Annotated in this window: 9 protein-coding genes; 7 read left to right on the top strand and 2 right to left on the bottom strand. The window is 65.0% G+C overall.

Annotated features, from left to right (window positions below; all coding sequences use genetic code 11):
- Positions 1-15: 15 nt before the first annotated feature.
- Complete coding sequence (locus ABQE93_RS07335) at positions 16-810, bottom strand: GAP family protein (protein WP_448407218.1); 795 nt, start codon at positions 808-810, stop codon at positions 16-18.
- 203 nt (positions 811-1,013) lie between these two features.
- Here ABQE93_RS07335 and ABQE93_RS07330 point away from each other — a divergent pair, with 203 nt between their 5' ends.
- The 5 genes from ABQE93_RS07330 to ABQE93_RS07310 all read left to right on the top strand — a co-directional run bounded on the left by ABQE93_RS07330 (position 1,014) and on the right by ABQE93_RS07310 (position 7,932).
- Positions 1,014-1,979, top strand: coding sequence for a sulfotransferase family protein (locus tag ABQE93_RS07330; RefSeq protein WP_448407219.1), 966 nt, complete (start codon positions 1,014-1,016; stop codon positions 1,977-1,979).
- Positions 1,980-2,366: 387 nt separating this feature from the next.
- Positions 2,367-3,281, top strand: coding sequence for a sulfotransferase family protein (locus tag ABQE93_RS07325; RefSeq protein WP_448407297.1), 915 nt, complete (start codon positions 2,367-2,369; stop codon positions 3,279-3,281).
- 445 nt (positions 3,282-3,726) lie between these two features.
- Complete coding sequence (locus ABQE93_RS07320; RefSeq protein ID WP_448407298.1) at positions 3,727-5,127, top strand: MFS transporter; 1,401 nt, start codon at positions 3,727-3,729, stop codon at positions 5,125-5,127.
- 220 nt (positions 5,128-5,347) lie between these two features.
- Positions 5,348-6,625, top strand: a complete 1,278-nt coding sequence (locus ABQE93_RS07315) for a glycosyltransferase (protein WP_448407221.1) — start codon at positions 5,348-5,350, stop codon at positions 6,623-6,625.
- Between the two features lie 38 nt (positions 6,626-6,663).
- The gene (locus ABQE93_RS07310) at positions 6,664-7,932 is read left to right on the top strand and encodes a glycosyltransferase (protein ID WP_448407223.1); all 1,269 of its coding nucleotides are present in this window, start codon (positions 6,664-6,666) and stop codon (positions 7,930-7,932) included.
- Between the two features lie 57 nt (positions 7,933-7,989).
- Here the strand turns inward: ABQE93_RS07310 and ABQE93_RS07305 are convergent, their stop codons facing one another.
- On the bottom strand, positions 7,990-9,405 hold the full coding sequence (locus ABQE93_RS07305; RefSeq protein WP_448407225.1) for a cytochrome P450: 1,416 nt from the start codon (positions 9,403-9,405) through the stop codon (positions 7,990-7,992).
- 957 nt (positions 9,406-10,362) lie between these two features.
- Between ABQE93_RS07305 and ABQE93_RS07300 the strand changes: the two genes are divergently transcribed.
- Together ABQE93_RS07300 and ABQE93_RS07295 are read left to right on the top strand one after the other, a co-directional pair.
- On the top strand, positions 10,363-10,593 hold the full coding sequence (locus ABQE93_RS07300; RefSeq protein ID WP_448407227.1) for an MbtH family protein: 231 nt from the start codon (positions 10,363-10,365) through the stop codon (positions 10,591-10,593).
- A gap of 17 nt (positions 10,594-10,610) precedes the next feature.
- Positions 10,611-12,723, top strand: a 2,113-nt coding sequence (locus tag ABQE93_RS07295) for an AMP-binding protein (RefSeq protein WP_448407229.1), incomplete at its 3' end; no start/stop codon positions are given.

Genomic DNA, 12,723 nt, shown 5'->3' with positions numbered 1-12,723 from the left:
TGGGTGGTGGGGAGCTCAGGCGAGGATGCCGTTGACCACCGAAATCAGCCCGACCACGGCGAAGATCGTTATCAGCACCTGCCTTCGGTGCCTCAGCGCCCAGTTGTGCAGTGGTCGCAGTAGCGCAAGGGTTTTCGCAGGCGCGACCAGATAGCTGACGAGGGTCATCTCGACCACCGCGAACATCGCGACGACGAACACGAGGACAGCGATGAACTGCGCGCCCACCGAGGCGCCCGAGGACACGATGGACGTGACCACGATGAAGACCAACATCGGTGGTGGAAGCCCGCCCAGGCCGAACACGAACGCCACCCACAGGGCCCCGCTGTCCCACGCGTTTTGGAGTCGGCGTAGCAGCCGCCGGAAAACCGAGCCACCCTCTGCCGGCCCGTCCTGTGCAGTGCCGAACGGCGATGTCACGGCGTGCGGGGCGTCGGATTCCTGGTCGGGCACCAGCGCGGGAACGTCGCCGGCCGGTGCGGGCACCCGAGCCCGCTCACGTATCGAGCGCACCACCAGATACGCGGCCACCGAAAGCATGACGAGACCCATGCCGAACTGTATGAACCGGCCGACAGCGCTCTGCCCCGGCGCGGCCATGTCCTTGGAGAAGGTGGACAACGCCGGGGTGTAGTGCAGCACCAGCAGCGGGACCAGCAAGCCGAGAAAGTTCACGATCATGCTGCCCAGCCAGTAGGCCAGCAGATTCTGCACCGGCCGGGGCCGCGAGATCATCAACACGATGACGGCGAGGAGCACCGGGTTGACCGCGAACATAAAGGCCAACGCCAGCAAGGGACCCCACACGGGCCGAAACACTACCGACCGATAGGCCCCATGACGTCACATGGGCGAAGAACTCATGATTCAATGTCGCGCAGCAACTGACAACCTGGACACTGTTTTCGATCTGACGTCTCGTCTGTGCCAGGCCGGCTTACCCTGGAGGACCTTGTGATGGAGCACGGCGTTCGTGTGCTGCGCGCAGCGTTCGGGGCGGAGATGCGGCCGTGACGGTCGCCGCAGGCGGCGCTGGTGCACGCCCGGTTCTGGTGTTCGTGCTGGGCGTGGCCCGGTCCGGGACATCGGCGCTGGCTCGGGTGCTGTCGCTGTGTGGCGGTGCGCTGCCGTCGGCTCTCGTGGGCGCCATGCCCGACAATCCGCTCGGCCATTGGGAGCCGCGCGCCGCCAACGTGATCAACGAAAAGATTCTGCGCCGCATGGGCAGCAGCGGCTTCGATCCGACGATGCGTGCGCAGGAAGAAGGTGTGCTCGACGCGGCAGCCGAGGCCGCCTGTGTCGAAGAGATCCGGACGTTTCTGTCCACGTTGCCCGACGCGCCGTTCGTGGTGATCAAGGATCCGCGGGTATCGCTGCTGACCGGTATGTGGTTCGAGGCCGCGCGCCGGGCTGGATTCGACATCGTGGCCGTGAACGCGGTGCGGCATCCGCAGGAGGTGGTCGCGTCGGTGGCACAGCGCAGCGAAGTTCCCGCGGAACTCTCGAGCGCCTTGTGGTTGAAGGTCAACCTGCTGACCGAGGCGCATACCCGCGACGTGCCTCGCGTGTTCGTCGAGTATGTCAACCTTCTCGAGGACTGGCGCCGGGAAATGAAGCGGGTTTCATCGGCGCTCGGGATCAACCTCGAGACCCGCGACGAGGGCGCCATCGCGGAGTTTCTCAAACCGGGCCTTCGCCACGAGCGCCACCAGGGCCCGGTGATGGACCTGTTCGGCGAGGACTGGATCTCGGCAACCTACGAGTTGTTGCGTGCCGCCGCGCGCGACGAACCGTGGGACCAGTCGTCGCTGGACCGCATTTTCGACGCGTACCGGGTCAACGAGCGCGATTTCCGGGCGGTGTTCGACGGGTATCAGCGGATCGAAAAGGTAAACCGCTACTTTCGGCCGTCCGTCATGAAGATGATTTACGAGGTCCGCGCGATCGCCAACCGGCGCCGGGGGACCTGGGCCTGAACCAGAGTCCCTCTCGGCCAACACAACTCGAGCAGGCAGTGTTGTCGACTCGGCGTGACCGAAGAGCCTGTCGTCGTCGCCGCATCGAAACCCACTGAGCACGAGCACCTCTCGGTTGAGCATCTGCCCTGGCAGGGGATTACAGGTAGCTGGAGGGCCAAATTTTCGACCAGCGAACGGGCCCGGATACCTCTTGGCATCGAGAATCGCGACAATAGCGCCGAGCCCCATCTATTCTGCCCTTATGACCCAGAGCCGAATCACGTTGGAGGACCTTATGGCGGGGCGCCGCGCTCCTGCGCTGCCCGCGGCACGGAACGTGAGGTTGCCTTCGTGACCCACGCGGGAAAGAGCGGCGCGCCAGCGCGCCCGGTTGTGCTGTTTGTCATGGGTGCGCCCCGGTCTGGCACGTCCGCGCTGACCCGGGTTCTCTCGCTGTGCGGCGCGGCGCTGCCTGCCAAGATGGCCGGCGCGGACCGGAACAACCAGCGCGGCTACTGGGAACCGCGGGAGTCCATCCACCTCAACAACAAAATCGTGCGCCGCCACAACAGCACCGCGTTCGACCCGTCGTTGCGCTTACAGGAGGACGGTGCGTTCGGCGCCGAAGAGAAGGCCGCCTGCATAGCCGAGATCGGGAAGTTTTTCGCCACGCTGCCGACCGCGCCGGTGGTGGTCGTCAAGGACGGGCACGTAACGCTGCTGTCCGACTTGTGGTTCGAGGCGGCGCGACAGGCCGGTTTCGACATCGCGGTCGTCATCGCGGTACGCCGCCCGCAGGAATCCATCCCGTCGGGTGCGGCGGCCTTCCACATTCCGACGGAACTCGGCAGCCCGGTATGGCTGAAATACTCGTTGCTGTCCGAGCGGGTCACGCGCGACCTGCCGCGCGTGTTCGTCGACTACGCCAACCTCCTCGATGACTGGCGCCAAGAAGTGAAGCGGATCTCGGTGGCGCTGGGCGTCGAGTTCACCAACCGGGATGAGGGCGCAATCGACGATTTCCTCACGCCGGACCTTCACCGCCAGTCGCGCACCGGCCCAGTGGAAGAGCCGTTCGGCACAGACTGGTTTTCCGTGGTCGACGAAACGCTGCGCGCGGCCGCCCGTGACGAGCCGGTCGACCAGGCGACCCTGGATCGCGTGTTCGCCGGGTATCGGGCCAGCGAACAGGGCTTCCGGGCGGCGTTCGAGACCTATCAACGCTTGTACAGGATCAACCGGGTCATCCGGCCGTCGCTACTGAAGCTGCGCCACGAGATCGTCGCGCTCGCACACCGGCGCCGCGGGACTTGGGCTTAGCCACGCCGCGGGGCGCCGGAACGAAGGCTGGCCTCACCACGCCTCTATCCGACCGGGTCTGCGCAGAAGTGCGCGGGCGACGGCGCGCGCCTCAACCATCGCCAGCGCAGCGTGAGGACCAACGTCGCGGTCTCGAACTGCCGTGGAGCGACCGACCTTTGGCGTAGATGGTCGACGCCGGATCCGCGCCAGCGCGGCGTCGCGCAGATGCGACCGGCACCTGAGGCGGCCGACGGCCGCCGGGCAGGTCGTCACGAACCGGAAATGAGGGTTTCTCAATTTGTGCGTTTGCGCGGACTGATACGGTCAGCCGGTGACTAAGAGCGCCGAGAGCGCGACCCCGGCGCCCGTCGAACGGACCCCGGTGCAACCTACGGATCCTTCGACTTCGCTGTGGTCTCGCCAGTTCGTTGGTGTGGTCATCGCGATCGGCGGCGTGCTGCTGATGGCGTTCATGGACGGCCCTGTCGCGGTTTATGCGCTTCCGCAGATCCAGGACGAGTTGGGCTTGTCGAACGCCGGGCGCAGCTGGGTGATCACCGCCTACGTAGTCGCCTTCGGCGGCCTGATGCTGCTCGGCGGGCGCCTGGGCGACACCTTCGGCCGCAAACGCATCTTCATCTTCGGGATCGCCTTGTTCACCCTCGCCTCGGCGTTGTGCGGGTTCGCCTGGGATGGACCGGTCCTCGTGGCAGCGAGGTTCCTGCACGGTGCGGCGGCGGCCATCGTCGCGCCGACGGCGATGTCGCTGATCGTCACGACGTTCCCGAAGGGGCCCGTCCGCAACGCGGCAGCGGGGGTGTTCGGCGCGATGAGCGGTGTCGGTGCGGTGGTCGGGCTGGTGGTCGGTCCCGCGCTCACCGAGGTGTCGTGGCGGCTGGCGTTCTTGGTGAATGTGCCGATCGGGGCGTTGGTGATCTACCTAGCCATCACCACGCTGCGGGAAACCCAGACGGAGCGGATGAAGCTCGACGCCAAGGGCGCCGTGCTCGGTACGTTGGCCAGCACCGCTGCGGTTTTCGGCGTATCGATCGGACCCGAGCAGGGTTGGGATTCGGCCATCACGATCGGTTCGGGCGTCGTGGCGCTGGTGGCTTTCGTGGTGTTCCTGTTGGTGGAACGCACGGCCGAGAACCCAATCCTGCCGTTCAGCCTGTTCTCCGAGCGCAACCGGTTGGCCATTTACGGCGCCATGTTCCTGGTCGGCGGGGTGAGTTTGACGCTGGCCGTGCTGGTCTCGCTGTATGTGCAGACCATCATGGGCTACAGCCCGCTGCGCGCGGGGATCGCCTTCATCCCGTTCGCCGCCGCGACAACCGTGGGGGTGGTGGCGGCGTCGCGGTTGGTCTCGTGGTTCCCGCCGCGAGCCGTGGTGGCTACCGGCGCCAGCCTGGTGGCGGCCGCGCTGCTGTACGGTTCGACGCTCAGCGGCGACGTCCCGTACTTCCCGAACCTTCTGGTCCCGATCGTGCTCGGTGGGATCGGCATCGGCCTGATCAACGTCCCGCTGACGCTGTCGCTGGTGGCCAGCGTCGGCTTCGACCGGATCGGGCCGGCATCGGCGGTGGCGCTGATGCTGCAGACCCTCGGTGGACCGTTGGTGCTGGTCATCGTGCAGGCCGCGGTCACGCTGCGGACGCTGGCCCTGGGCGGCACGAGCGGGCCCCCGGAGTTCATGAACGCAGCGCAGTTGAACGCGTTGGACCAGGGTCTGACCTACGGCCTGCTGTGGCTGGTCGGGGCGGTCGTGCTGCTCGCGGTGGCGGCGCTGTGCATCGGTTACACCGCGCAGGATGTGGCGCGAGTGCAGGAGGCCAGGAAGACGGCCGACAGCGAGACCGTCTAGGCAAGACCCGCGCAGCCGACCGTACGGAAGATGAACTCGCGCAACAGAGTTCCGATCCGCGGCGCGAAAGCTGTTGGCCGTGTGGCTAGGGGTTTGCCAATCCTCTCGATTCCCAGTCAATACCGCTGGTATCGGGTTATGCTGCCGGGCGGCTAGGTTGGAGCGCGGACTCTCGTGCTCATCGGAGCGGACCGCACGGGAAGCAAAGGTTGAAATCCCGATGAAGTTTGTGTTGTCGTTCTACGGGACGCGTGGCGATGTCGAGCCCGGCGTTGCCGTGGGCCGTGAGTTGGTGCGGCGCGGACACGACGTGTGCATGGCCGTCTCACCCGACCTGGTCGACTTCGCTGAGGCGGCCGGACCCGTGGCGGTGCCCTGTGGGCCCGATGTGCGGGTATGGCAAGACGTGAACCGGGACTTCTGGGCACGGTTCTTGCGCAAGTTCTGGCGGAACTTCTGGCGCATCGGGGATCTCAAAGATCTGCTGCGTGAGGACTGGCGGCTGCTGGCCCAGTGCTGGGATGACGTCAGCACGACGCTGACGGCGCATGCCAAGGACGCCGACCTGTTGTTCACCGGCGTGCTGGGCGAGGAGGCCGCGGGCAACGTCGCAGAGCATTACGGCGTTCCGCTGGCCACCCTGCACGTATTTCCGATCCGGGCGAATGGCCAACTCGTCCCGGGGCTGCCCGCCAGGGCGGGCCGATCGGTGATGCGGGCGTCGGAGTGGCTGGGGTGGCCCCTGATGAAAAAGCTCGACGATCGTCAGCGTCGTGAACTGGGTCTGCCGAAGGCTACGGGTCCCTCGCCGTGGCGCATCGCCGAACGTGGATCGTTGGAAATCCAGGCCTACGATCCGGTGTGCTTCCCGGGGTTGGCCGAGGAATGGGCGGAATGGGACGGCCGGCGACCCTTCGTCGGCGCGCTGACGATGGGGCTTCCTGGCGACGCCGACGATGAGGTCGCCTCATGGATCGCCGCCGGGGCACCGCCGATTTGTTTCGGCTTCGGCAGCATGCCGGTGGACTCTGCCGCAGACACCCTCGCCATGATCAGCGGCGCGTGCGCGCAGTTGGGTGAACGGGCGTTGGTGTGCGCCGGGTCGAGCGACTTCAGCCACGTGCCCGAATTCGACAACGTCAAAGTGGTCGGCACCATGAACTACTCTGCGGTCTTTCCGGCCTGCCGCGCCGTCGTGCACCACGGCGGCGCGGGGACCACGGCCGCGAGCCTGCGCGCGGGGATACCGACGTTGGTGCTTTCGACAGACCTCGACCAGACGTTGTGGGGAGCGCGGGTCAAGAAGCTCAATGCGGGCACCGCTCGGCGGTTCTCGGCCACCACCGAGAAGTCGTTGGTCGCAGACCTGCGCACCATACTTTCGCCCGAATACGTTGCCCGGGCCCGCGAAATCGGCGCCAAGATGATGCAACCCGCCGAAAGCGTCGCGGCCGCCGCCGACGCGCTGGAAGCGTTCGCCCGCGTCAATGTGGCCTGAGCAGGCCCGCCGAACCGAATGAGCGGTCAGATGCTGCGATGAAGTTCGTGCTGGCAACGTATGGAAGCCGCGGTGACATCGAACCGATGGTTGCCGTCGGCCGCGAATTGCTACGCCGCGGGCACGACGTGCACATGGCCGTCCCGCCCGACCTGATCGGCTTCGCCGAGGCGGCGGGTCCTACTGCGGTCGCTTACGGACCCGATCTGCAGGCCGTTTTGGATGCGCACCGAAAGTTCTGGACGCACTTCTTCCGCAACTTCTGGAGGGTGCGCGACCTGGCGAGGCGTCGGCGCGAAGTCGTGGAGCCTTTTCTGCAGTGCTGGAAGGACATCATCGCGACGCTGACAACGTTGGCCGACGGCGCCGATCTACTGTTCACCGGGGTCAACTTCGAAGACGCCGCAGGCAACGTCGCCGAGTTCTACGACATCCCGTTGGCCACGCTGCACTTCTTTCCGCTGCGAGCCAACGGCCATTTCGTACCATTCCTGCCTGCACCATTGGGTCGTTCGGCAATGAAGGCGGGCGAGTGGTTGGCGTGGCGTAAGGCGAAGAAGGTCGAAGGCGTACAGCGCATTGAATTGGGTCTACCGAAGGCCACCGGACCCTCGCCGTGGCGGCTGACCGAACGCGGTTGCCTGGAGATCCAAGCCTACGACGAAGTGTGCTTTGCCGGGCTGGCCGAAGAATGGGCGCATTGGGCTGACCAGCGTCCGTTCGTCGGCGCACTGACGCTGGACCTGCCCGCCGACGCCGATCACGAGGTCGCATCGTGGATCGCCGCGGGCACACCGCCGATCTTCTTCGGTTTCGGCAGCTTGCCAGTTGAATCCGGCACCGAGACGCTCGAGATGATCAGCGCGGCATGTGCCCAGTTGGGCGAGCGGGCGCTGGTGTGTTCGGCCGGAACCGAATTCAGCAGGCTCCCCGATGCCGGACACGTCAAAGTGGTTACGGCGATGAACTACTCGGCAGCGTTTCCGGCCTGCCGCGCAGTCGTGCACCACGGCGGCACGGGCACCACCGCAGCGGGTCTGCGCGCCGGGGTACCCACGTTGATCCTCTCGACGGATCTCGATCAAACGCTGTGGGGGACTCGGATCAAGCGACTCAAAGTGGGTACTGCTCGACGCTTTTCGGCGACCGACGAGAAAACGTTGGTCTCCGATCTGCGCATGATCCTCGAGCCGCAATATGCGACAAGGGCCCGCGAAGTCGCCGCGTTGATGACCAAGCCGGCCGAAAGCGTCGCCACCGCAGCCGACCTGGTGGAAAAGCTCGCTGCTCGAGGGCGTCCGCGCTGACGCAAGGTTGGGGTGGGCAAACGTTATCGCACAACGGGTTCAGGTTGGACCGGGCGCCTACTTCGATCCCGAGTTGCTCGAATAGGTGTCGTCGGTCGTGACCGGGCACCCCGACGCCGATGTTCCTTGCGAACCCGATGCGCTGTCCCTGACCGCGCGGACCTTGATGCGCGCGCCGCGGTGCGGCACGAAGGTGACGTGCTTCAACTTCTGCTTCTCGTCGGGATCGGTGGTGGTGCACAGGTCGACCCGGCGCAGGATCTCCCGCAGCACGACGTGCGTCTCGACCATCGCGAACGTGGCTCCCAGGCAGCGGCGATTTCCGCCGCCGAACGGCAGATATGTGGTGGGGCTCAGCGAGGCGCCCAGCATCCGGTCCGGGTCGAACCGCTCTGGATCGGGATACAGTTCGGCGCTCGCTTGCACCAACCCGATCGACACGTCGACCGTGGTGCCCGCCGGTAGTAGGTATCCGCCCACCTCGGTCGGCTCGGTCAGCACCCGGGCGGTACTGAATATCACCGGGCGGATCCGCAGGGTCTCCTTCACCACGGCGTCGAGGTATTCGTCGCCGGCCGGATCGCCGGCAGCGCTGGCGTCTGCGGCGCGCACCGCCTTGGCCAACGCGTCGGGATGGCGGGTGAGCCGCTCCAGTGCCCAAGCCAGCGACGTCGCGGTCGTTTCGTGCCCGGCCAGGATCAGCGTCAGAAGCTGGTCGCGCAGTTCGCGGTCGTCCATCTTGCGTCCGTCTTCGTCGGCGGCGCGGACCAGTATGGCGAGTGAGTCGGTGCGTTCGGCCAGCTCCGGGTCGGCGCGGCGGTCGGCGATCTCGGCGTAAAGCAGCTCGTCGACTTCCGCGAACCGTTGGCGCAACGCCCGCCACGGTCGCCAACCCTGCAGCTTCGGCTTGGCAATCGCCAGCGTCTCCCACGGGGTCAGATACAGCAGCCGCGGCACAACCTCGCGTAGTGCGGCCAGCCGCTCCGGCTTCGTTGCGCCGACGACGGTACGCAGGATCACCTCGAGCGCGATCTCGGTCGTTCTGTCCGCCGCTGCAAAGGTCCTGCCCACCGGCCATCCCGCGATGTTCTCGGCAGCGATCCCGATCATCGCATCGGTCTGGCGTGCGACCGCATCGCGCGCGAACGCAGGCATCATGAGGCGACGCCGGTCGCGGTGTTCGTCCTCGTCGATCACGAACAACGAGCTGTCGCCGAGCACCCCGCGCAGAATCTCGTGTCCTTCGCCGGAATGAAAAACCCTGGGGTCGCCGACAAACACCGTTTTGATGGCGGCGGGGTCCGCGGCATAGACCACCTTGCCCACCAGTGGCTGGCGCAGCGTGAAGATATCGCCGTAGCGGCGCTGACATGCGCTGAAGTAGTCCAAGCCGTGACGCAACATCAACGCCGACTGCGCCAGCATGGGAAGCCGAGGGCCAGGGGGTAGGACAGTTTGCGTGGTTTCGCTCATCTGCGGTCCTAGCTACTAGACGGTTCGAAAGCCGACCCACCGAACACCTCGAACTGCAACCGGCGTGGATTTGCCGTCCGGCGATCCTCGCTGCGAGCGGATCCACTGGTGCAAATCAGGAGGTTCACGGTGATTACAACATAACGAGTATGTAATCGAACGTACATGCTCCGGAGGCCAGAAATACCGCCGATGAAAAAACGGGTCGGTTCAGTGAGGTGGCAGTCCGCATCTTGGTGCGAAATGACCGAGGTGCCAACATAATTGGTGCGAACGCCGTGACGATACACAATCTCGGGGACTCGTCGACCGCGGCGGCGGCCACAACGATCTGCGACGGCCGGCGATCGTTGACCGGCTCGTAACGCAGGCCCATTCCACCTCGCCTACTGCTCAGGCCACGTCGGCGCCGGGCTAAGCGCCGACGGTCGACACGGCGATGAAGCGCGAGGCCGGCCGGCTAGGGCTAGGCCCCCTGCACGCCGACTGACGGTCGCGTTATTATGGGGGCTTCCGCGGCATCAGTCACCGTGGAAGCCGAGCCAATGTCGAAGGGTGGACGCCGTTTTGAACCCGAGGCGGTTGCGGCCCTACCGAGCAAGCTGGGACCGGCACCCCATGACGTGACATCGAGTCCGTTGAACGTAACGCTCAGGTGAGCAAACGTCATGGTAGACGGCGTAGCAAAACGTCGAATGACGCCGAAAACGCCGCTGAACGACAACCGGCGAACCGCCGCGAACTGCTGTTCAACGGTCGCTCGACGTGAGCTTCGCGGACCTACTCGATTTCCGGATTCGGAGGTCGCGGCGCGGCCATTTTGCTTCGCGCAGCTCGTTACTATAATGCGACGTAGTTAACATCCAAGATTTTGTTCAAACCACGAACCGAGTCCGTTGACCTCGGATAGATTTAGAACATGTTCCACTTGTGTCGACTAGATGACCTGGAGAACTGTTGAGCATCAATCCTTTCGACGACGACAAGGGCACCTTTCTGGTGTTGGTCAACGACGAAGAGCAACACAGCCTGTGGCCGTCCTTTGCCGATGTTCCAGCGGGGTGGCGGGTGGTGTATGGCGAGGCGGACCGCCCCTCCTGCTTGGAGTACATAGAACAAAACTGGTCCGATATACGACCGAAAAGTCTGCGTGAGAGGTTGGCACAGGGCAGGACTATTGATAACTAAGCCGCGGAGGCAGTCCGATGGAAAGGGATAACAGGACACTTCCGCTCACGCGAGGCCAGCTGGATATTTGGCTTGCCCAGGAAACCGGACGGTCCGGTGTCAAGTGGCAGCTGGGAATGCTTGGGCTAATCGAAGGCCCAATCAAGCGCGATTTGCTGGAGCGGGCAGTCCGTCATGTGGTGGGCGAGGCCGGGCCGCTGCGCGCTGCGTTTTTCGAGGCAGACGGCCAGGTTTTCCAGCAAGTCATGGATTATCCGGACACCGAACTCGCGTACTACGACCTCACCAGCTCATCGGACCCTGCCCGCGACGCGTACCGGACAGCGTCAGCGATCCAACGCGTCGTGATGCCGCTAAGCGGTCCCCTGTTCAAATTCGCGCTGTTCCAGACACGGCCCGAACAGTTCTATTTCTTTGTCTGTTGCCACCACATAGTTATCGATGGAATCGGCATGGGCATTGTCTGCCATCGAATTGCTTCGGTCTATTCTGCAATGGCCGTTGGCGAACCGATTCCACCTCCGATTTTCGGGTCACTTCGCAGCCTCATTGATTGCGAATTGGATTACGAAGCCTCCGACGATTACGCCGAGGATCAAGCCTATTGGGCAAACAACATTCCACACGAGGCCGAGGCGTCGCACGGTCCGGTGCCCAACATCGCCGATCGAGCCAACGAATATGAGCCGTCGGCACCCGTCCAGTTGGATCCCTCGGTCGTCGCCGAAACCCGCGATTTATCGCACGCGCTGGGGGTGCGCCGGGCGTCGGTGATCGCAGCGGCGTGCGCGCTTCTTGTGCACGGCGAAATCGGCGGGTCTGAAGTCGTCCTCGATTTTCCGGTGAGTAGGCGCGTGCGTCCAGAAGCACTGATGGTGCCCGGCATGATTTCGGGCGTCGTGCCACTGGTCTTGAAGGTCTCCGCGCAAACAACGGTCGCCGATTTTTGCGCACACGTGGACAAACAGATACAAGAGGCGCTACGGCATCAACGGTTCCCGGTCCGCGCTATTGAGAACAAGGGACGTTTCGACGGCGTCGGTCAGTCGTCGAACCGGGCGGTTATCAATTTCATCCCGACCACGCGGCTTGCCGACTTTGCCGGTGCCGCCGGGTCGGGAACGGTCACCCACACCGGCCTGGTGGATCAGTTCGGGCTGGTCATCATCCGCAACGATGAAGAGCTGTTTCTCAGCACGTCGGGTGTCGGGGAGCTGTTCGCCGACTGCGACGCTCGCGACTTGGCGGACCGATTCGAACGTGTGCTGCACTCGATGACCGCCGACCCCGCGCGAGCGCTTTCGACGCTAGAAGTCCACGACTGGGTCGAGCAACCCCTTCTCGATGAGTGGGGTAACCGCGCGGCGTTGGATTCGACCGTCGGCGGTGCCTCGATTCCGGCGTTGTTCGCCGAGCAGGTGGCCCGTGACCCTGCCGCGGTGGCGGTGCGTTGTGGTGCAGCGTCGTTGACCTACGGTGAGCTCGAGGCGGCCTCGGATCAGTTGGCGCGGTTGCTGATTGGCCGCGGCGTGGTGCCGGGGCAGCGGGTGGGGTTGTTGTTGTCGCGCTCGATTGAGGCGATCGTGGCGATCCTGGGTGTGCTCAAGGCCGGTGCGGCCTACGTGCCCGTGGATCCGGCGGTGCCTGATGCGCGGCTGGATTTCGTGCTCGCCGACGCCGGGGTGACGGTGGTGGTGACCGCTGGTGGGTTGGTTGAGCGGTTGGCAGACCGCGATTTGGTGGTCGTCGATGTCGGCGCGCTCGATGGCGGCGTGGCCGATGGCGCCGGTGTTGAGCTGCCGGTAGTCGACGCCGGTGACGTCGCGTACCTGATCTACACCTCGGGCACCACCGGCACACCGAAAGGTGTGGCGGTGCCGCATGCCAATGTCTCGCGGTTGTTGGAAGCCATTGAGCCGCAGCTGCGCTTATCGGCGGATTTGGTGTGGGCGCAGAGTCATTCATTGGCGTTCGACTTCTCGGTGTGGGAGATCTGGGGCGCGCTGTTGCGCGGTGGCCGGGTGGTCGTGGTGCCCGAGTCGGTGGCCCGCTCACCGCAGGAGTTCCATGATCTGCTGGTCGCCGAGCGGGTCAGCGTGCTGAGTCAGACGCCGTCGGCGTTTTATGCGT

The organism is Mycolicibacterium sp. XJ662 (genome assembly GCF_053484035.1).
Note: the sequence above shows the minus strand (reverse complement) of the source record. Positions and strands in the feature narration are given on the sequence as shown.

Coding starts and splice junctions, on each gene's coding strand:
- ABQE93_RS07315 (WP_448407221.1), top strand. CDS start 5,348: ATGAAGTTTGTGTTGTCGTTCTACGGGACGCGTGGCGATGTCGAGCCC.
- ABQE93_RS07325 (WP_448407297.1), top strand. CDS start 2,367: ATGGGTGCGCCCCGGTCTGGCACGTCCGCGCTGACCCGGGTTCTCTCG.
- ABQE93_RS07305 (WP_448407225.1), bottom strand. CDS start 9,405: ATGAGCGAAACCACGCAAACTGTCCTACCCCCTGGCCCTCGGCTTCCC.
- ABQE93_RS07310 (WP_448407223.1), top strand. CDS start 6,664: ATGAAGTTCGTGCTGGCAACGTATGGAAGCCGCGGTGACATCGAACCG.
- ABQE93_RS07320 (WP_448407298.1), top strand. CDS start 3,727: ATGGCGTTCATGGACGGCCCTGTCGCGGTTTATGCGCTTCCGCAGATC.